General features: G+C 34.1%; 21 protein-coding genes. 3 read left to right on the plus strand and 18 right to left on the minus strand.

Annotated elements, in window-relative coordinates; all coding sequences use genetic code 11:
• Window positions 1-237: 237 nt before the first annotated feature.
• The 5 genes from JC605_RS00950 to JC605_RS00970 all read right to left on the minus strand — a co-directional run bounded on the left by JC605_RS00950 (window position 238) and on the right by JC605_RS00970 (window position 5,991).
• Window positions 238-822, minus strand: coding sequence for a hypothetical protein (locus JC605_RS00950; RefSeq protein ID WP_198854459.1), 585 nt, complete (start codon window positions 820-822; stop codon window positions 238-240).
• Entirely contained in the window at window positions 810-1,256 is a 447-nt protein-coding gene (locus JC605_RS00955) for a hypothetical protein (protein ID WP_233074002.1), read from the minus strand. The genes JC605_RS00950 and JC605_RS00955 overlap by 13 nt, the downstream gene beginning before the upstream one ends.
• 99 nt (window positions 1,257-1,355) lie before the next feature.
• Window positions 1,356-2,384 carry a DUF2931 family protein gene (locus tag JC605_RS00960; RefSeq protein WP_233074004.1) on the minus strand — a complete coding sequence of 343 codons (1,029 nt, stop codon included), beginning with the start codon at window positions 2,382-2,384 and terminating at the stop codon, window positions 1,356-1,358.
• Window positions 2,385-2,442: 58 nt separating this feature from the next.
• Window positions 2,443-4,134 (minus strand): phospholipase effector Tle1 domain-containing protein, encoded by a 1,692-nt coding sequence (locus JC605_RS00965; RefSeq protein ID WP_198854461.1) that lies wholly within the window; start codon window positions 4,132-4,134, stop codon window positions 2,443-2,445.
• 3 nt (window positions 4,135-4,137) lie between these two features.
• Complete coding sequence (locus tag JC605_RS00970) at window positions 4,138-5,991, minus strand: type VI secretion system Vgr family protein (protein WP_198854462.1); 1,854 nt, start codon at window positions 5,989-5,991, stop codon at window positions 4,138-4,140.
• Window positions 5,992-6,215: 224 nt separating this feature from the next.
• On the opposite strand from JC605_RS00970, the gene JC605_RS00975 reads away from it, so the two are divergent.
• Window positions 6,216-6,626, plus strand: coding sequence for a YtxH domain-containing protein (locus tag JC605_RS00975; protein ID WP_198854463.1), 411 nt, complete (start codon window positions 6,216-6,218; stop codon window positions 6,624-6,626).
• An 87-nt stretch (window positions 6,627-6,713) separates the two neighbouring features.
• A complete protein-coding gene (locus JC605_RS00980; protein WP_198854464.1) occupies window positions 6,714-7,526 on the plus strand; it encodes a mechanosensitive ion channel family protein in 813 nt (270 codons plus the stop codon).
• A 3-nt stretch (window positions 7,527-7,529) separates the two neighbouring features.
• On the opposite strand, the gene tsaB is transcribed toward JC605_RS00980, so the two are convergent.
• The 7 genes from tsaB to JC605_RS01015 form a co-directional block, all read right to left on the minus strand.
• A complete protein-coding gene (gene tsaB / locus JC605_RS00985) occupies window positions 7,530-8,201 on the minus strand; it encodes a tRNA (adenosine(37)-N6)-threonylcarbamoyltransferase complex dimerization subunit type 1 TsaB (protein WP_198854465.1) in 672 nt (223 codons plus the stop codon).
• A 291-nt stretch (window positions 8,202-8,492) separates the two neighbouring features.
• Window positions 8,493-9,785, minus strand: a complete 1,293-nt coding sequence (locus JC605_RS00990; protein ID WP_198854466.1) for an efflux RND transporter periplasmic adaptor subunit — start codon at window positions 9,783-9,785, stop codon at window positions 8,493-8,495.
• Between the two features lie 6 nt (window positions 9,786-9,791).
• Window positions 9,792-11,243, minus strand: coding sequence for a TolC family protein (locus JC605_RS00995; protein ID WP_198854467.1), 1,452 nt, complete (start codon window positions 11,241-11,243; stop codon window positions 9,792-9,794).
• An 87-nt stretch (window positions 11,244-11,330) separates the two neighbouring features.
• Window positions 11,331-12,446, minus strand: coding sequence for an efflux RND transporter periplasmic adaptor subunit (locus JC605_RS01000; RefSeq protein ID WP_198854468.1), 1,116 nt, complete (start codon window positions 12,444-12,446; stop codon window positions 11,331-11,333).
• A 38-nt stretch (window positions 12,447-12,484) separates the two neighbouring features.
• The gene (locus JC605_RS01005) at window positions 12,485-13,750 is read right to left on the minus strand and encodes an ABC transporter permease (RefSeq protein WP_198854469.1); all 1,266 of its coding nucleotides are present in this window, start codon (window positions 13,748-13,750) and stop codon (window positions 12,485-12,487) included.
• 2 nt (window positions 13,751-13,752) lie between these two features.
• Window positions 13,753-14,997, minus strand: coding sequence for an ABC transporter permease (locus JC605_RS01010; RefSeq protein WP_198854470.1), 1,245 nt, complete (start codon window positions 14,995-14,997; stop codon window positions 13,753-13,755).
• Window positions 14,990-15,691, minus strand: a complete 702-nt coding sequence (locus JC605_RS01015) for an ABC transporter ATP-binding protein (protein ID WP_198854471.1) — start codon at window positions 15,689-15,691, stop codon at window positions 14,990-14,992. The genes JC605_RS01010 and JC605_RS01015 overlap by 8 nt, the downstream gene beginning before the upstream one ends.
• Window positions 15,692-15,869: 178 nt before the next feature.
• On the opposite strand from JC605_RS01015, the gene JC605_RS01020 reads away from it, so the two are divergent.
• Window positions 15,870-17,276: a DUF4403 family protein gene (locus JC605_RS01020; RefSeq protein WP_198854472.1), complete on the plus strand. Its 1,407-nt coding sequence runs from the start codon at window positions 15,870-15,872 to the stop codon at window positions 17,274-17,276.
• Between the two features lie 20 nt (window positions 17,277-17,296).
• Here the strand turns inward: JC605_RS01020 and JC605_RS01025 are convergent, their stop codons facing one another.
• The 6 genes from JC605_RS01025 to JC605_RS01050 all read right to left on the minus strand — a co-directional run bounded on the left by JC605_RS01025 (window position 17,297) and on the right by JC605_RS01050 (window position 20,865).
• A complete protein-coding gene (locus JC605_RS01025; protein WP_198854473.1) occupies window positions 17,297-17,560 on the minus strand; it encodes a hypothetical protein in 264 nt (87 codons plus the stop codon).
• Window positions 17,550-18,092, minus strand: a complete 543-nt coding sequence (locus JC605_RS01030) for a DUF420 domain-containing protein (protein WP_198854474.1) — start codon at window positions 18,090-18,092, stop codon at window positions 17,550-17,552. Before JC605_RS01030 ends, JC605_RS01025 begins: the two co-directional genes overlap by 11 nt.
• Window positions 18,092-18,778, minus strand: a complete 687-nt coding sequence (locus JC605_RS01035) for an SCO family protein (RefSeq protein ID WP_198854475.1) — start codon at window positions 18,776-18,778, stop codon at window positions 18,092-18,094. Before JC605_RS01035 ends, JC605_RS01030 begins: the two co-directional genes overlap by 1 nt.
• A 13-nt stretch (window positions 18,779-18,791) precedes the next feature.
• A complete protein-coding gene (locus JC605_RS01040; RefSeq protein WP_198854476.1) occupies window positions 18,792-19,433 on the minus strand; it encodes a hypothetical protein in 642 nt (213 codons plus the stop codon).
• 79 nt (window positions 19,434-19,512) lie between these two features.
• Window positions 19,513-19,863, minus strand: coding sequence for a cytochrome C oxidase subunit IV family protein (locus JC605_RS01045; protein ID WP_198854477.1), 351 nt, complete (start codon window positions 19,861-19,863; stop codon window positions 19,513-19,515).
• Window positions 19,864-19,881: 18 nt separating this feature from the next.
• Window positions 19,882-20,865 (minus strand): cytochrome c oxidase subunit 3, encoded by a 984-nt coding sequence (locus JC605_RS01050; RefSeq protein ID WP_198854478.1) that lies wholly within the window; start codon window positions 20,863-20,865, stop codon window positions 19,882-19,884.
• Window positions 20,866-20,878 lie beyond the last annotated feature (13 nt).

Consider the following 20,878-nt stretch of genomic DNA (forward strand, 5'->3'; position numbering starts at 1 on the left):
TACAGTTCGATTAAATATAAATTTTGCTTCTGTTTGATTATTTATAACTTTATAGTATTTATATTTTCTTTGACATAAGAACATAAATACGTGATTAATAACAACTTTACCATATATTCTATGAACCACCTTTTTTTTATACCTGCTGGAGCGGCGTCTTGCTCGTGAACATCATCCTTAATAAATTCTGTTATATAAACTTTGCGTTAACGAGCGGGGTACTCGTACTAGCAGAGGTTATTTATAGGAGTCATTAAAATTCCGTTTACTGTTAGGATAAATTCTAATGCTGTCGACCTCCAGTTCTTGATTGTTTAATAAAATTTCCAAGCTTCTGTTGTCTTTGGCAATTTTTAACTGAATTTCATTATCTCCTGAAAGCCCTTTAAAACGGCTGAATATTTCATTTTGATTGAAGAAAATCCTACCTTCAAATTTTTCTCCTATTCCTGTTTCCCAGAAAAACTGAAGGACATTTGGCAGTGCCCTGTCTCTTATTTTGTTTTCCAGCAGCCATGGACGCATCATCTGGTCTTTTTCTCCATTGTAATATTCTGTATTTATTGCAAATAATCTGAAATTAGGATTCTCAGAGGTAATTACGGGTTTCCAATTGTATCGCAGACGAAACATATCCCATTGATCACAATTGGCATCTGGATTATATAGTTTTTTTGCTAATTCATCAAAATATTCAGGAGTAAACCTCCATGTTTCCAGATGTTTATTTTTTGCAGATTCCAATTCTTTTGGATCAGTTACTGCTTTAGCCTGATATCTGCCGATTTCTATCACCGTCAAGCCATAATTTACCCAAACCACACCATGCCTTTTGGCGCAAAATCAAAAACAAGACTGGACATTCTATCATAAGATTTGTGTGCCGCATCTGCATCTCTCAACAGATCACGATCACCCTCGTATTTGTACTCCTCAATTATATTATTTTCCGCTTCACAAAAAGCATAATTTCTCCTTACCAAATCTTTCATTCGCTCTATAGGAAAATCAATTTTTAGCCTATAAAAAGCATTGTCATAACCCGCATAATAAGTTAGGTCTGCGCCTATAGGAGTGCCGTGCTGCTCTGTCCTCATCTTGCCTGAGCTCCCCCATGTGCCTGAGGAGCTTCCATACGGCATGCCTGCACGAATGCCTTCGAGGGTAAAAATTTCGTCTTTTACCATTTGTACTCTATATTTATTTGCAGGATGGCACATTTCGGCATGCCACTCGGGTGTTTTTTCATTTTTCATTTGGCAGCTGTTTATCTGTATGCCTATTAAAAAGCATACTATTATTTTTATAGATCTATTACCCATAGTGTATTTCATTTGCAAAAAGTATTTCAAATGTTATTTATAGGAGTCATTAAATTCTCGTTTACTGTTAGGATAAATTCTAATGCTGTCGACCTCCAGTTTTTGATTGTTTAATAAAACTTCCAAACTTCTGTTGTCTTTGGCAATTTTTAACTGAATTTCGTTATCTCCTGAAAGCCCTTTAAAACGGCTGAATATTTCATTTTGATTAAAAAAAATTCTCCCTTCAAATTTTTCTCCTATACCTGTTTCCCAGAAAAACTGAAAGACGTTTGGCAGTGCCCTGTTTCTCATTTTATTCTCCAGCAGCCATGGGCGCATCATCTGGTTTTTTTCTCCATTGTAATATTCTGTATTTATTGTAAATAATCTGAAATTAGGATTCTCAGAGGTAATTACGGGTTTCCAATTGTATCGTAGACGAAACATATCCCATTGATCACAACTGGCATCTGGAACAGAAAATTCTTTTGCCAACTCATCAAAACGGGCAGGCGAAAAACGCCAGATATCTAAATATCTTTTTTTTGCAGATTCTAATTCTTTTGGGTCAGTTACTGCTTTAGCCTGATATCTGCCTACTTCTATAACAGTCAAGCCATAATTTACCCAAACCACTACCATGCCTTTTGGCGCAAAACCAAAAATAAGGCTGGAAATTCTATCATAGGAATTGTAAGCCTCATCTATATCACCTGTAATATATTGCAAACCAGGATCGCCTTCATATTTGTATTCCTCGATTGTTTTGTTTTTTACTTCACGATAAGCATAATTGCGCTTTACCAGATCTTTCATAAGCTCTACAGGAAAATCAATTTTTAACCTGTAAAACACATTTTCATAACCGGCATAATAGGTTATGTCTGCCCCTATGGGAGTGCCGTGCTGTTCTGTCCACATCTTGCCTGAGCGCCCCCATGTGCCTGAGGAACCTCCGTACGGCATACCTGCACGAATGCCTTCTAGGGTAAAAATTTCGTCTTTTACCATATCTACACTATATTTATTTTCAGGATGGCACATTTCGGCATGCCATTCGGGTGTTTTTTCATTTTTCATTTGGCAGCTGTTTATCTGTATGCCTATTAAAAAGCATGCTATTATTTTTATAGATCTATTACCCATTGTGTATTTCTCTTTTTCTGTATCGGCCTTCATAAGCGCCGTCTTTGGCAGGTGCCTGGCTCTCGCGAGAACCAAGTCCCAGTTCGTTGGCTTTTACAGACCAGTGCAGATACTGGTTTCTTAATTTTTTCAATACTTCTTCGTCAATATAATTCAGATAAGATTTTCGTTTGAGCTTCGATAAATACTCTTCATTTATAGAATTTTTATCATACAAATCGCCATTGTACATTTCGACATAGCTATTCCGCAAATCATTACAGACGTTTACATAATTATTTAAACTGTTGCAGACTGATTTTATAAACTCATCTTCTATTGAATAGGAAATTAATTTATTCTTTCTATATTCAACTTTAGCATCTTTAGAAAAGTGAAACATTAAATGCAGTGGAATCTGGTCATAAGTATTATACAGATTTCGTATTCCTACTACCGCATAAAATCGCTCTAAATCTTCTACAGATCCTTTTTTTATTTTATTGTCAATAGCAGATTTATGCACAACTCCAGCTTCAATTTGGTGTTTTTTATACCAGCCTTCACTAATTACTATTTTTTTTAGTTTTTCAACTTCTTGATCAGAATGATGAATCATTTTGTTGTAAAGTGATTCTCTTTTATAGTAAAGAGCCGAAACTTCTTTGGCATTGTTTATATAAGAACCACCAATATCTGAGTGCACCCCTGGCAAAGTAAGTTCTAAACCATGCAAGCCGGCGCTCTCTATATTGACTAAATCAAAGTTTTCGCGATATTCATCATCAGATGACAGTTGCAAAACAAAACGTGCTTTTTTAACTGCATCTAAATGTAAGTCTATACTATCGTTACCGTGATAAAATCCATAAGAAGCTACGGTATCATACAGACCCACAAAATTGATCTCGATTTTTTTTATGCTAAAATTCTCTTTTAATAAACAAGCGGCGAAGTAACCATGCCGGTCTAAAAGTGGGTGATTCGGTACTTTAAGAATACTATATTCATTTTTCATACCTTGATAATATCCGGGGGCCATTACCTGTACTTTATTATCAGGAAGCTGACCGTATATAACAGCAGGACTATTGGCTATATGCAAAAAATGTCTGGCAGCGGTTGCGCCACGGCTAAAACCATAAACATTCAATTTTAAAACATTTATTTCTTTGCCTCCATATTCTTTCAACATTTCTGGTGTTTTTACACATGCTTTTACCACTTTTGCCACTACCCCGCGATAGCCCATACCTATTGCGACATCTGGAAAAACATCGTCGCTTTCTAGATTTTCGGTGCCAATTCCTTCAATATATAAGGCGCTTTGAAAATCAGCAGTGGGATCTATAGCATCGTAGCCTCTTGCGACATTAGTATAATCGTTTTCAAAACTGTCATCTTCCTTATTCCCTACTTTTAGATAAGCATCATGATCTTTTGAATCTTGTTTTTTAGCATCGGTATTGGTTTTATTATTTTGTGTTCCATCAAAAAAAATATTTAAGCTTACATTAATAGCGTTATTTAATGAATCTTCAGGATGTAAGGGCTCATAATCTTTCTCAAAAATTCCTTCTTCGCCACCATTCCAGCGGTTTTTGCCCAAAGCATGAACCGTATAATCTCCATCTATGGCACGCAAATCCATTTTTCCTGTTGAAGTGTTTATCATTTCACCTTCAACAATTCTTAGAATACTCATGATTTATGAATTTATTGAGTTTTCGCCGCTGTATTTATTCAGGTTTTTAGAAGCGTGCACGTTTATATGTTCTTCTGTACTTATTAAGGAAGCTGTTTTGGCAATTTCCTTTCTTTCTCCTGTTTCAGATTCTCTATTTCCTTTTATAAATTCTGTTAGATTACCCATTACTTTTGTCATAAAATCGATTCCTATAGCGAGAAATTTTGAGCCTGTAATACTTTGTGTATAGTTACCTCCAATAATATCAGTTTTATGAACCCCAACATTAATATCCATATTCTGCCCCGCATTTATGCTGATATTTTCTCCTGCGTTGATTGTTAAATTTTTGGGAGCATCAATAGTTGTGTTTCCGTTTCCATCCATAAAATATTTATTGCCACTTGGATCTTCAAGCGAAACGCTTCCATTGGCATCATTAAAAGTAGCTGTAATTCCAGAACGGGTTTTCATAACCTTCAAATCATTATTCGGCGTACTATAACCGCTTTTTTCTTTTCTGCTGGTCATAGTTCCTATTACAATAGGCAGTTCGGCGTTATTGCCCTGAAAATCTACAAAAACCGTATCTCCTATTTCGGGAATAATGTGAGAGCCTCTGGCATCGCCTCCATAGTTTTGCATTAACGGTATATAAGGAGTGGTTTGTCCTTTGGCTTCCTGCCATGGCATCTGCACCTGTACAGAGCTGAGTCCGTCAGGGTCTGCGTTTGCCGTTACAATTGCCGTTTGGCTCTGGCAGTACGGCACTAAATCAGGGTCGGTTTCAGATGAAAATACCGAATTGTTGAAATTTATGGCAGTAAATTGGTTTTCGTAGCCTCCACCATCATCGCATATGTGTCTGATGTGGGTAACTCTGTAAGAGCTTTCGAGCTGCATATCGACACCGCTAATTCTTACTTTGTTTCCTATAGTAATGCCGGGAACTTCGCTTGATGCTGTAACCTCCATCAATCGACTTAAAACGGCACGCATTTTATTTTTGGTGTATTCTTCTGAGGTTGTTCTCACATATCCGCCAACAGGGTTCTGATTTAGCTGTATTACCGTTTCTTTATTAAAAACCCTGTTGCCCTTATTTAGAAAGTTCTGCTGGAAACCGTCGGTTTCTTTTTGGTAATTTAGGGTTTCGTCGGTTCTGTATTCCCCTTCGCGATTGTCATTTTCTATGGTTTTAAACATGGCAGGTATTAATTTCATCGTATAATTGAAATCCTGCATGTTTACGCCATAGACTAATTTAGGCTGTCCACCAACCCCGCCCGGCGTGCCGAAAATAGTGGTGCGCCCGTTATAATAAAGCCATTGTCCGTTTCTTTTGGCCAAACGGTTTAAAAAGCTGAAGCTACTTTCGTTGTACTGCACCGTATAAGGCAGGCTGTCTTTGTAAAATGGTCTTACGTCCATATCAATATCGACCCCTTCCTTAACTTTGTTTACAATATCTGCAAGAGGCATGCTGATAAAGGAATTGCACTCGGGTCCGTTCTCTAAAATTATGGTCGAACTATGGCCTTTTATCAAAATAGTTTCTTCCATATCCTTAATACGGGATTTCTGCAACTGGACTTCAGTTACTACGCCATAAAACTGCAAGACATAATCGTTTGGATCTGCTCCAATTATAAAGTCTTCCAACCCGTCTATAGGTTTTATCTCAATGCTTATTTTTTCGCCATACAGCTGCTGCGAAAAAGGCATAACGCTTCTTAACTGCTCTACCAATAAATCCTGTCTTACCTGAAAAGAAAAGCTATGGTGGTCGTGAATGGTCTGGATTATTTCCAATCCGCTGAAATTCGTAATCTGGATTTCGCCAACTTTAATCGTGGTAACTGTTTGTAATGCCATTAGAAAATAATACCAAGTTTATACTTAAATAAATTCCTACAATTTAAGCCGCTTTACTAACTGACACAATACCTAAATTTAGGGATTTTTCTAAAGAATCCTTAAATATTAAAAAGCTTCCCTAGAAAACCATATATTTTTAATAATCAATATTTTACACTAATTTTTCATTAAAATCATTTAAAAAGTTTAATATTGTATTCTTAACCAATTAATTAAAAACCATGGGATTATCTTCATTTTTTAAAAATTTATTTGGCTCAACCAAAGAGTCTGTAACTGAATTGGCAAATAATGCCGAAGAGACTTTTGAACAAGCAAAGGAAGCGGCAGCTCCTTATATAGAGAAAGCAGAAGCTTTTGCAGAAGAAACAATTGAAAAAGTAAAAGAGGTTTCTGAACCTATTATTGACCAAGCTGCAGATTATGCTGACAAAGCAAAAGATACTGTAAGCGAATATGCTGACAAAGCCACTAAAGCGGTAAATGATTTGGTTGATTCTGTTAAAGAAAAAGCAACTTCGCAAACAGCTAATGAGGCTTCAGAAACTATTTCTGAAACCGTTGTTGATGCTAGCGAAAAATCTGCCGAAGAGGTAGAAGAAATAGCCGACGAAGCTGCTGACAAGGCATAAACACACTTTTCTGATAATGTAAATATTTTTATATTTGCACCACTAATATACCTTCTCTTTTGAGAAGGTTTTTTTTATTTAAAAATCATGAACCTGAACCCAGAACAAGTCAGTAAATACGTTACTCGTTTTGTTGACATTTTAGTTGATTATTCACCAAAACTGATTTCTGCATTTTTAATCTTATTTGTTGGTTTATATGCCATCAGATTGATTAATCGAATTATTAGAAAAATAATGATTCAGCGAAATCTTGATCCTACGCTTACAAAATTCTTATCTGACATTTTATTGTGGGCGTTGCGAATATTATTGTTTGTAACCTTTATTTCTAAATTAGGAATTGAGACTTCCTCTTTTGTTGCCATTTTAGGAGCAATGGGTCTTGCAGTTGGTTTGTCTTTGCAAGGATCGCTTTCTAATTTTGCTGGAGGAATGCTTATTATTGTCTTTAAACCGTTTAAAGTTGGAGATACAATAGAGGCGCAAGGCGTTGTTGCAACAGTTCTTGAAATTCAGATTTTTGTAACTAAAATGCTTACTGCAAATAATCAGACGGTGTTTGTTCCAAATGGTTCTTTATCTAACGGAAACATTATCAACTACTCGATGCAAGGGGAAAGAAGAGCTGATTTGACTTTTGCTATTTCTTATGATTCAGACATTAAAAAAGCAAAAGAAATTCTTTTAGATGTTTTAAATAATAACCCAAAAGTATTGAAGAAGCCTGCACCAGAAGTTTTTGTAAAAAACCTATCGGCAAGTTCTATCGATTTTGCAGTTCGTCCTTGGGCAAAAAATGCCAATTACGGAGCTGTTTTTTCTGAAACATTAGAGAATTGCAAAATTGCGTTGGATCAAGCGGGAATTGCTGTTCAACCGTATACGATACAGAAATAGTATTTATTGCTTCTTTGGAGGAGCAATCATGAAATCTTTCAAATAATAAGGTTCAAAATAAGCGACATCTACAGTGTCGCTTTTTTGATATTTATCAAAACTGATTTTACTCATTGCTTGCGCTGAAGGATATTTTACATTTTCTAAAAACACCAAATTGTCTCTAGTCAAAACAGGCTTGCATTTATCGGCACAGTCACCTACAAAGTAAAGTTTGTCTGTATATTCTTGAAATGAATTTTCATCAATAATTTCAGCTTGAATAGCTCTTTCAACTGTCAAATCTGGATTAAAAATAGCACTGTAAACTTCCATACGGCGCGCATCCAGCATCGTTACAATTTTTCCATCTGTAACTCCTGCCTGAGAAGCTAGAGTTTGCAGTGTATCTACAGCAATTAACGGAATATTTAACGCATAACACAAACCTTTTGCTGCCGAAACACCAATTCTTAAACCTGTATAAGATCCTGGTCCTTGGCTTACGCCAACAGCCTTTAAATCATGTGCAGATATTCCAGCTTTTTTTATTGCCTCTTCAATAAAAACGTGAAGTTTTTCAGCATGCGAATATCCTTCATCTGCTAGTTCGGTACAAACAATGGTTTGACCATCTTTTGCAATAGATACAGAACAATTTTTAGTAGCCGTTTCGATGTTGAGAATATAAGACAAAGTAGTAAAGTGTTTTTATTAAAAATTGATCAAAAAGATTAATGCTACAAAAATAAGAGTTAACAGCCAAAATAACAGAAATGCTACACATAAATTTTCAAGTAAAAAGTCTCAAATATATAATTAGGCTTTTTTCTATTGAAAATAGGCAAATTCATTACTGTACTATTTTGTTATATAGAAGCTATAATACTCTCATATCAAGTATATAAATACACTAGAAAAAGTGACTGATAAAACCAAAAATCATTTTCGCTTAGAATTCCACTAAATGCAATTATATGCTATAATTTACTTCTTGGGCGCTTCTGCTTTCTTAAGCTTTACCTTATCACCAGAATTAAGCTCTTTAGAAACTGTTGTATATGGCCCTGTAATAACAACATCGCCAGGTTTTAAACCAGACATCACTTCGATGTTAGTGTCGTCTTGAATTCCAGTTTTAATGATTCTAATCTTAGCCTTATCTCCAACTTTAACAAAAACACATTCGAATTTTTTATCGCTTTTTGGAGCTGCTTTTTTATCTTCATTTGGATCCTCAACCTTAAAATCTTTTACAGCCGTAGTGTCCGATTTTACTACAACAGAACTAATTGGCACTGCCAAAACATTGTTTTTTGTTGTTGTAATAATATCAACCGTAGCAGTCATTCCAGGTCTAAAAGGAGAATATGTATTTGGTTTTCCTTCTAACAAATCTTGATATGAATCTTTCAGAATACGAACCTTAACTTTAAAATTCGTTACCTGATCTGATGTTAATGTTGTACTTGCCGAATTAGAAATACTAGTCACAACTCCCTTAAATTTCTTTTTTAAGTAAGCATCGACTTCAACATTTGCTTCATCTCCTATTTTAATTTTTACAATATCATTTTCATTTACATCAACTTCAACTTCCATGTTGTTTAGGTTTGCAACACGCAAAAGCTCCGTTCCTGCCATTTGCTGTGTTCCTAAAACTCTTTCTCCCAATTCTACATTCAATACAGAAATAGTTCCGTCTGCAGGAGAATAGATCGTTGTGCGTCCTAAATTGTCTCGAGCCTCTGTAACAGATGCCGAAGCACTTTGAACATTGTAATAAGCGCTTTGTTTTGTAGCTTTTGCAACTTCAAAAGTAGAAATGGCTTTATCCCAATCTGATTTTGAGATTACACCTTTATCATACAAAATTTTATTACGCTCGTAATTTGCTTTTGCTTCTTTAAAACTGGCGTCAGATTGAGTAAGGCTTGCTTTTGTTCCAGCTAAATTTGCAATAGATCTTTCTAATCCTGAGGTATATAAATCGGGATTTATTTTCACTAATAAATCACCTTTTTTAACCACTTGCCCCTCTTTTACATTTAAAGAAATAATCTCGCCCGATACCATCGAAGCTATTTTAATTTCAATTTCGGGTTGAATTTTACCTGTTGCAGAAACCGTTTCAACAATTGTTGAAGCTGTCACTTTTGCAATTTCTACTTCTTTTCCTTCGTCTTTATTTCCTATTACTCCAGTCTTAGAAAGGACAACCAAAGCTACAATAAGAATTACTGCAACTATTAATAAGAAATAAACAGTTTTTTTTTTCATAATGAATTATTTTGTAATAATTGGAACAATTGGAATTCCGAAATAAAACTCTAATATTTTAATTTTAAACATGTAATCATATTTTGTTCTAATTACATCAGACTGTGCATTAGTCAATAATGTTTGAGCTTGTGTAAAATCAAATGAGTTCATTAAACCAACATCATATTTTTCTTTTGCATAATTGTAAGCCTGCTGTCTTGCTTCTAAAGTTACAGTAGAAGATTCGTAAGTATTTAAAGCTCCTCTTGCATCTGTAAAAGCAGTATAAACGTTACGTTGCAAATCTAAACTTTTTTGCTCTAAATCTATTTTAGATTTTTCTAAACTTACTTTATTACGTTCTACATTATTACGGGCAGAGAAACCATTAAAGATAGGAACAGAAAGTTGGAATCCGAAAGATTGTCCCTTATTATCGTTAAACTGATCGAAAATTGGATCTGCTTTTCCTAAAACAGGAACATAATTATTTTGTAAAACAGCTTGATTAGTTCCTTCAACAAAACCAATTTGAGAAGTTGGATTTGCTGTATTTGGTGTAGATCCAGTTATAACATCTGAATAACTTGCTCTGGTATTAAAGCTATAGAAAGCGCTCAAAGTTGGCTGATATGCTCCTTTGGCAATAGCAACATTTTTCTCTGCTATTTCAAGATTTGCCTGCGCTAATTTTAGCTCTGTTCTTGTTTCTTTAGCTTTATTATAAATGTCAATTGGACTTTGAGCCAAGATGTTATTTTCATCCATTGCATTAGTATCGTCTACTACATCAAAATCTGCAAATTCTTTTAATTGCAAAAGTTGCGCTAAACTCAATTTAGAGATTAACAAATTGTTTTCAGAAACCGCAATATTTTGTTTATCTGTTGCTACAGTTGCTTTCAAATCAAATAAATCCCCACGCGGAATGGTTCCTGCATTTACCATTTCTTCAGAACGGGCAAATCTTTTCTCATCGATTATTAACTGTTCTTTTTTTACTTTTAAATCTTCTTTATTAGATAAAATCAGCAAAAACGCACTGGCAACATTTAAAGAAATATCTTCTTGCATTTTTAACAATTGATACTGCGAAGCAATAATTGACAATTTCGCTTTTCTAAGGGTATTTTGATTCTGAAGACCTTTATAGATATCTACTCCAGCATTTAATCCTACAGAAGAATATTGTGTAGTTGAATTACGTAAAATACCGGTTGTAACATCCTGGTTCAAACCAACGTTCCAAGAGTGAGAAGCGCTACCATTTACAGAAGGAAGGTATCTTCCATATGCCGCTTTCTTATCTATATCGGCATTTTTCAAGTCCAATTCAGACTGTTTGATTGTGATATTATTTTCGAGTGCATATCTAACACACTCTTCTAAAGTCCATTGCTTTGATTGCGCCTGTCCAGTTAATCCGAAACCGAATAACATTGCAAAAAACAGACTATTATATTTGTTTATTTTCATATACTTTTAATGAACGCGCAGTAAACCGAACTACGCAAATTTAACGTTTTTTAAAACCAAAAAAGATTCTTAAACTTTCAAACTAAATTATTTTTTTTCTCCTTCATTGATTAAGCCTTGATTCCAGATTTTAATTTTATCCGTGTCCTTTATACCGCTTTTAACTTGAACGTAGATTCCGTCACTAACCCCAAGAACCAAATCTCTTCTTTGAAATTTCTGTGGAGCAGTTTCAACTTCTACATAAGGCTTTTGTGTTTTTTTATCAAATTGAACCAAAGATTCTTTTAGTGCTAGAACTTTGTCTGCTTTCTCCAAAATAATTGAAGCATTAGCGCTTAAACCAGCTCTAATAAAAGTATCATCTCTGTTAATCATTTGTGCTTTTATTTCAAACTGGATAGCACCATTTTCTGTAACTCCTTTTGGCGCAATATAATTTAAAACGGCATCAAACTTTTTGTTCTCGATAGCACCAATTGTAATCTCAATCGGCATTTTTTCTTTAATTTTTCCAACTTCAGATTCATCGATTTTTCCAATAAAAATCATTCTTCCAACATCGGCAACACTTGCAATTGTAGTTCCTTCGTTAAAGTTATTACTTTCGATAACTTGGTTCCCCACTTTTACAGGAACGTCTAGCACCATTCCATTAACTGTAGAACGAATTAATGTATTAGCATAACTACCCAAAGAAGAAGTTGTTCCTGTTTTAACAATATCTAATCCTTGTTTTGCTGCCAAATAGTTTTGTTTTGCTTGATTATAAGCCAGCAATGCGGCATCATAATCATTAGCAGAAATTACATCTTTCTCAAATAATGTTTTTTGCCTTTTATAGATTTTTTCCTGATTATCTAATGCTATTTTAGCGGTCTGCACTTGATTCTGCGAACTGCTTACATTCGAAACATTTGCTACAACTCTAATTTTAGCAATCATATCACCAGCTTTGATTTTTTCTCCAGCTTTAATATACACTTCTTCAATAATACCTGAGATATTTGGTTTAATTAAAACCTCTTCGTCAGGCTGAATATTACCTGTCGCAATAGTATTTTTTACGATAGTTTTAATTTCTGCTTTTTCCGTTTTAAATACAATCGGCGATTCTTGATTTTTAGCATACAAATAGTAAAGCGCGCCAAAAAAAACAATTGCAATAAATATTAAAATGGTAACGGTTACTCCTTTTTTCATTTGTTTTTGGTTTAATCGATTTTATTTTGATTGATAATTTATTCTGTTCTTAATGCATCTACAGGCTTAATACTAATAGCGGTCTGCGCCGGAATAAAACCCGCAAGCAATCCTGATCCTACTAATATTAATAATGCCACAAATACAACTCTCAAATCTACACTTGGATTGGCAAACATGGTGTTGCTTCCTGGCGGCATAGAATCTAAAGCCATATTTAAGAGTGCTATAATTCCTGTTGCAACAGCAATTCCGAGCATTCCTGAAATGATTGTTAAAAATATAGATTCTAATAATATTTGTCCTCTAATTGCTCCAGGAGTTGCACCTAAAGCTCTTCTGATTCCGATTTCTTTTGTGCGTTCTTTAACCACAATTAGCATGATATTGGAAATCCCAATTACTCCCGAAATCAAAACTAATGTTCCAACAAAGTAGGCAATTACTTGAAGGATGTTAAATAGACTTTGCACTTTATTAAACTGTTCGTACAAATCAAAATTTCCAACCGCACGATCGTCTGTTGGATTAACAGAATGCAACGCTTTAATTATTTCTAATATTTTTGGTTTTAAATCTGTTATAGATGAGTCATCATTTGCTGTAAGCGCCATCCAGCCCACTTTGTCTCCATAATTAAAAGCCTGTTGAAAAGTTGTAAACGGAATAAATATATTTTTTTGATCCTGTTCTGCATTACCTCCTTGCTGTTTGGATTTATAAACTCCAACCACCATAAAGTTTATGCCGTTAATTTTAATATAAGTTCCTATACATTCCTCCTCTTTGCCATAAAGCTCGCTAATAACACCTTTACCAATTACAGCAACTTTTCTTCTTCCTTCAATATCCTGCTGATTTACAAAACGGCCTTTAATAATATCCATTGGCTGTTGCTTAATCAACTCCGGATAATCTCCATAAACTGTAAAAGCAGAAGTTTTAGTTCCTCTAACGACATTATTGCTTCCGTTAAAATCTCCTAGCTGGTTTCTTGGAGAAACGTATAACAAATCTGGAATAGCTTGTTTTAATGCCGCAACATCACTATTTCTAAAATCGTAACGTCGTGTTTTGGGCAAACCTTTGTAGGCCTTTGATGTTGTCTGACTCCACATAAACATAGTATTTGTCGCAATGCCATCAAAACCTTTTTTTACACCGTTTTCAAGTCCTTTTCCTGCAGCAAGCAATATCACCAAAATGAATATTCCCCAAAACACTCCAAAAGCAGTCAGAACTGTCCTGAATACATTTGCTGTTAAAGCCTGTAATATTTCGTCCCAATTATCTTTACTAAACATGATTATTCGTCTCTAAGTGCTACAATAGGTTTAATTTTGGCTGCTCTGTAAGCTGGGAAAAATCCCGCCATTGCTCCTGCAAAAACAAGTAATACCAAAGTAGTTAGAGCAACACTAAAATCTACTTCAGGATTTCTGAAATATTCACTTTGAACCATCGGCCCAACAAATTCCAACAACATAAGGCTTGCCAATAAGCCGACAAAACCTGCAATGGTCGTAATAAAAATCGATTCATGAAGAATCATTGTAATAATAGAAATAGGTGAAGCTCCAAGCGCTTTTCTAATTCCAATTTCTTTTGTTCGTTCTTTTACAATAATAAGCATGATATTACTAACACCAACCACACCTGCTATAATCGTACAGATACCTACCCACCAAAAAAAGAGTCTGATATATAAGTTTAAATCGTAAAACTGCTTAGCGTCTTTAACAGAGTTATACACTCCTACACCACTATCATCGTCAGGAGCCACCACATTTTTACTCTTTAACAAGTCTTTTAAATCTTGTGTGAATTTTTCTGATTGAGCCAAAGCTTCATCATAATCGTTTGTCTTTTTTAGGGTAAAAAACAAGTTGCTAATTTTATCTCCACCACCAAATGTTTTCTGAACTGTAGTCAATGGCAAATAAGCACGTGTCTCTTCTCTTTCTCCTCCTGGATCTGTAAAAACGCCAACTACTTTGAAATTAATATTATTAATTAGGATCTCCTCTCCAATTGCCTCTTTATCTTTAAGCAAATCAGTTTTTAGTTTCATCCCAATAACCGCAACTTTGGCATTACTTTCTAAGTCTTTAGCATTTATATAACGGCCTTGAACTATGGTCAAATTCTCTATCCCACCATAATCTGGATTGACACCTCTAAACTGATAACTACCCGATTCTTTACCGTAAGAAAAAGGTTGTCCCCAATAATTATTTGTAGAAGCCCTTAAATCTAGTTTGTCTTCAAATTTCTGTACCGATTGATTGTAATCGCTATTTCGAAATTGAATTTGTCTTCCTGGATTTAATCCTTTATATTCCTTTGTAGTTGTTCCAGACCATACCTCAATAATACCAGCCGCATCACGTTCAAATTGTTTTTCAATTCCGTTTTGAAGCCCTTTACCTGCACCAAGCAGAATAACCAAAATAAAAATTCCAGAAGCCACAGAAATTCCTGTTAAGAATGTTCTTAAACGATTTTTAGAAATGGCTTCAAATATTTCCTGCCAACGTTCAATATTAAACATAAGACGAAGCTCTAATTTGTTCTACTTTTTTATCATCGATAATTAATCCATCTTTTAGGACTACATTTCTTTTGCACATTGCCGCAATATCAGGTTCGTGTGTAACAATTAAAATTGTTTTTCCTTCGTCGTTAATCCCTTGTATAAGCTCCATGACCTCATAAGAAGTTTTGGTATCAAGAGCTCCTGTTGGCTCATCTGCAAGCAATACTTTCGGATTTGAGGCTAATGCTCTCGCAATAGCAACACGTTGTTTCTGACCTCCAGAAAGTTCGTTTGGCAAATGGTGAGCGTGAGTTCCTAAACCTACCTTTTCCAAATATTTCATTGCTATTTCGTAACGTTCCTTTCTTTTAATACCTTGATAATATAATGGCATTGCAACATTATCTAATGCTGTCTTGTAATTGATCAAGTTAAAAGATTGAAAAACAAAACCTAAAAATTTGTTACGATATTTTGAAGCAATCGTTTCGTTTAATTTCTTTATAGGTGTTTTGTCTAAAATATAACTTCCAGAATCAGCTTCATCCAAAATTCCTAAAATATTAAGAAGTGTTGATTTTCCTGAACCTGATGACCCCATGATTGCAACCAATTCTCCTTCTTCTATATTAAAATTTATTCCTTTTAATACATGTAATTCTGAACTTCCCATTTTATAGGATTTGTGTAAATCTTTTATTTCAATCATGGTATTGTTAAATTTTTTAGACAATAATAACATTTTTATTAAGTAATTTATGATAATAAAAAGTTAATAATTATGTTACCTATTTTGTATTAGACTTCCTTTTTTACTTATTGTTACACTTTTTTAATAAAATATGATTGTTTTTGTAATTTTACCTTGTCTAAAAATTCATATTAAAATGAAGCTTACTTCTATTATTTCAATGTTTTCGGTGCTTGCCGTATTAACAAGCTGTTCTTCAACTTCAAAATTAGAAACATTAAAACCTGAACCAGACGATGCCAGTCCGCTCGTTTATGACAGTAGTCCATCATTCATCAACCTTCCGATTACGATAAAACTAAGCGATATCGAAAATCAAACAAATTCTCTTCTTAACGGAGTGATTTATGAAGACAATAACATCGAAGACGATGATATTCAAATTAAAATCTGGAAACAGGCTCCTATCAAAATTCAGAACGATCCATCAAATCCTAACAAGAGAATTAGAACCATTTTGCCGCTTAAAGCGAATATCAAATATAGAATCGGAACAAAAAAAATGGGGATAGAGTTGTACGACGTTAGAGAATTCAACCTAAACGGAGTTATAACTTTATCTAGCGAAACAACTTTAAGCAATTGGAAATTAACTACAAAAACGGAGTTCAAATCCCTAAATTGGAATGAAAGCCCAACAATGACCATATTTGGTAAAAATATGCCAATTACTTATTTGATAAATCCTGCTATTTCTATTTTTAAAAGCAATCTAGAAAAAGAAATTGACGGGGCAATTGAAAAATCTATGGACTTTAAGCCTAACGTTCTTCAGGCGGTTGAAAAAATCTGTACTCCTTTTCAAATGAGCGACACATATGAAAGTTGGCTTCGTATTGTTCCTATTGAAATTTACTCAACAAACGCCAAGCTTAAAAACGATTCTTTTATTCTTGACATGGGAATGAAATGCAACATGGAAACCATTGTTGGAAAACAACCAGAATCTAAATATAATGCAAACAAAATTGCTTTAAAACCAGTTGCCAAAATTCCAAGCCAGATTTCTGCTAACATTGCCGCTATTTCAAGTTATGTAGACGCTTCTAAGATTATGACCAAAAATTTTGCTGGTCAGGAATTTGGTTCAGGAAGCAAAAAAGTCACAGTGAAAAATGTTTCAATCTGGCATAAAGACGGAAAAATGGTTATTGCATTAGACGTTTTAGGATCTATAAACGGAACTATTTATTTAAACGGATTTCCATCATACAATCCTCAAACGAAAGAAATTTATTTTGACAAATTAGATTATGTTCTAGATACTAAAAGTAAATTAATGAGAACTGCAAACTGGCTTGCACAAGGATACATTTTAAGAAAAATGGAAGAAAACTGCCGCTATTCGATTCAACCAAATCTTGAAGAAGGCAAAAAAAGTATGGCGGGTTACTTAAAGAATTACTCTCCAATGCCAGGTGTATTTGTCAATGGAAAAATGGAAGACATTCAATTTGACAAAATACAGTTAACCAACCAGGCAATTATAGCCTTCATCAAAATAAACGGAACTGTAAACGTCTCAGTAAATGGACTTAAATAAAAAAAAAAAGCAGTGTAAAATTACACTGCTTTTTTCTTTTTAGAATACATTCGATAAATCAAATATCCAATTATTAATACGAGTAAATAAGGAATAACCATTAAGTAAACAATTCCATCATTTACTGCTTCAGCCTTTTTTATATTAGAATCCCCTCCTAAAGCCGCGCGACACATCGCACATTGCGCATTGGCAGAAAATCCAATAAGGAAAAAACAAATTCCAAAAAATAAAGCTTGGAACTTGGATTTTACGATTTGAAAATTATTTTTTTTAGTAAACATAATATGGTGAAATCATTAAGTAAACCACTACTCCTGTTACCGCAACATACAGCCAAAGCGGAAAAGTGATTTTAGCTATTTTTCTATGTCTGTCAAAACGCTGCGCAAGCGCTCTTACATACGTTATTAAAACAAGCGGAATAATAGCAATCGACAATAAAATATGTGTTACAAGAATAAAGAAATAGATATAACGTATAGCACCTTCTCCACCAAATTTAGTAGAATCCGAAGTCATGTGATACGCCACATACATTACCAAAAATGCAACAGACAAAGCAATAGCCAAAGTCATTAATCGTTCGTGAAGTTTCTGGTTTCCTTTTTTTATAGCTAAAACAGCAGCAACCAAAACTACAGCTGTAAAACCATTAATTGTAGCATAAATTGGAGGCAACATTGACAATGGCTCGACATTGTAACCAAAATCCTTAAGCTTAACTCCAAACAAAATTGCTACTACAACCGGAATTACAATTGAAACCGCAATAATAAACTTGTTATATTTTTTCTCTAAATTATTATCTTCCATTATTCTGCTAATAAAATTTTAATATCCTCTTGAATATCACGTACACCTTTTTTATCTAAACCATCGTAATAAATGTTCGGATTTCCGAACTCGTCTTTTCTGCAACGAATATTTCCGTCTTTATCAATCAAAGCAAACAAACCTGAGTGCTCAAATCCACCACTCACTTTATCATTTTCTCCTGCATAAAGATTAAAACCTTTATTTGACAAATCCATAATTACATTTCTATCTCCTGTCAAGAAATTCCAGTTTGAAGATTTCACTCCAAGTAACTTAGCATGATCTTTTAAAACTTGCGGAGTATCATGTTTTGGATCGATTGTAATAGAAACAATTCCAAAATTAGGATTGCCAAAAAAAGTCTTTTCAATCTCCAACATGCTCATGTTCATCTTTGGACAGATCGAAGGGCAAGTTGTAAAGAAAAATTCCAAAACATACACTTTTCCCTTATACGTTTCATTTGAGATTTTGACATTGTCCTGATTTGTCAATTCAAATTTTGGAGCTGAACCAATTGTCAAAAGCTTAGTGTCTTTTGAAGTTTTTGCCCCAACATTATCCAAACGATTTCCTTTTACAACGTCACCGTTTTTAACTCGATCAACAATTTTAGGAATAGCATAAATCCCAAAAATCAGAATGATAAAAGAGATTCCGATATATGATTTGTTTTTAAACATATAAAAATGATTTTTAAAGTTGCTTTGTAGCGTTATGATTCTTTTTTAATGCTGCGCGGTATTCGTATAAAATGATCTTGAAATCATCCAGCATTTCATTACTCAACTCAGATGGATGAAAAGTATCATATCCTTCTTTATATTCTTTTGGATCTTTCCTTCCTCTTAGATTACGCTCTTTATCGATGATATAAACATTAGAAGTCCCAAGATCTCCATTTAATTTTTCTTTTAAATGTAAACCGTTGTAAAATTTCTGAATATCCTCTTTTGAAGCAAATACAAAATTCCAATTTTTAACATCGGTAAAAGGAGATAATGCATCAACAATTTTTTGCGCTTCTTTCTCCGTGCCTATTGGGCAAAGAACAACAAACTGAAGATCTTCGAAACCATTATAACGTTTGTAGATCTTCTCATTCAAATTAAAATAGTTACCTCTATTTTCAAGAATGTTTGTACCGGCAAAACCTAGCACCGTAATCTTTTTATCAAGGGAGATTTTTTTTCCGTTTAATGAATTCCAATCCCCAAAATCGGCTACTTTGGGAGTTATTACCGGAAGTGTTGTAAAACTATTTACACCAGAAGCAAAAAACAAATACGCTACAATTGGCAATACAAAAAGTACAAAGAGAACTATATTTTTTTTCATTGTATTAACGGAGAATTATTGAGGTACAAAAATAAAAAAAGCTCCGTTAATCGGAGCTTCTTTTCGAATTAATATCATGTTAAAAATTCCATTTAATAGTAGAATCTTTAAAAACCCCATAAATATAATGTCCTTCTGTTAACAGAATAAACAATAAATATAAAACTAGGAAGATAACAGGAGAAACTACAGACCATCTAAGGCTGCTTTTTTCACCTTCCATGTGCATAAATGCCCATACAATATAATATGCTTTGAAAACTGTAAGGATATAGAAAATCCAGTTTAACAGATTTAAACCAACAAAATGAGTAAATTCTAATGCTCCAGGTTTGTAGATACCTAAGATAACTTCAACTGTAGTAACTACTGAAAGTAATCCGAAAACAAACCAGATTCTTTTTGTATTTGATACGTGCTCGTGTGACATAATAATTAAATTCTAAAATTAAACTAGGTAGAAAACTGTAAATACAAATACCCAAACTAAATCTACGAAGTGCCAGTATAATCCAACTTTTTCTACCATTTCGTAGCTTCTTCTTTTCTCGTAAGTACCTAACAATACATTAAAGAAAATAATGATATTGATAATAACTCCAGAGAATACGTGGAATCCGTGGAAACCTGTAATGAAGAAGAAGAAATCAGCAAATAATTTATTACCGTACTCGTTTCTGATCAAGTTAGCACCTTCTACTACATATTTAGCAGTAGCTAAATGTTTTTCAGACTCTTCTCTTGATAAGATTGTTTTCTGTTTTTTATCTGTAAGTTTTTCTGTTCTAATTAAAATTTCAGGGTGAGCTTTAAAACCAGCCTGAACTTCAGCAACTGTATAAGTAGGAAGAGATTCCGCATCTTCCATAAACCAAGTTGAATGGCTTCTAGTTAAAGCTTCTCTTTGTTCTGGCAATTTAACAGCAAAATCAGCTAAAGCTACTCTTTTACCATCTTTGTCCACAAACTGAAGCAAGCTACCTCCAACTGTTTCAACTGCTCCGTATTCACCTTTAATGAAGTTTTTCCATTCCCAAGCTTGAGAACCAACGAAAATTAAACCTCCAATAATAGTTAAAAACATGTAGATTGCAACTTTTGTCTTTTTCAATTGGTGTCCTGCGTCAACAGCTAGTACCATTGTTACAGAAGAAAAGATCAAAATAAAAGTCATTAATGCTACATAATACATTGGGGCCGCAACACCATGCATAAATGGGAAGTGAGTGAACACTTCATCAGCCAAAGGCCAAGTTTCAATAAATTTAAATCTAGAAAAACCATAAGCTCCTAGAAATCCAGAGAATGTTAAGGCATCTGATACGATAAAAAACCACATCATCATTTTACCATAACTTGCTCCTAAAGGCTCATTGTGACCGCCTCCCCAAGTTTTTTCGTCGTTGTTTGCAGTAGTAACTGTCGCTCCCATAAAAGATATTCGT

Source organism: Flavobacterium sp. IB48 (assembly GCF_016405855.1).
Taxonomy (GTDB): Bacteria; Bacteroidota; Bacteroidia; order Flavobacteriales; family Flavobacteriaceae; genus Flavobacterium; species Flavobacterium ginsengisoli.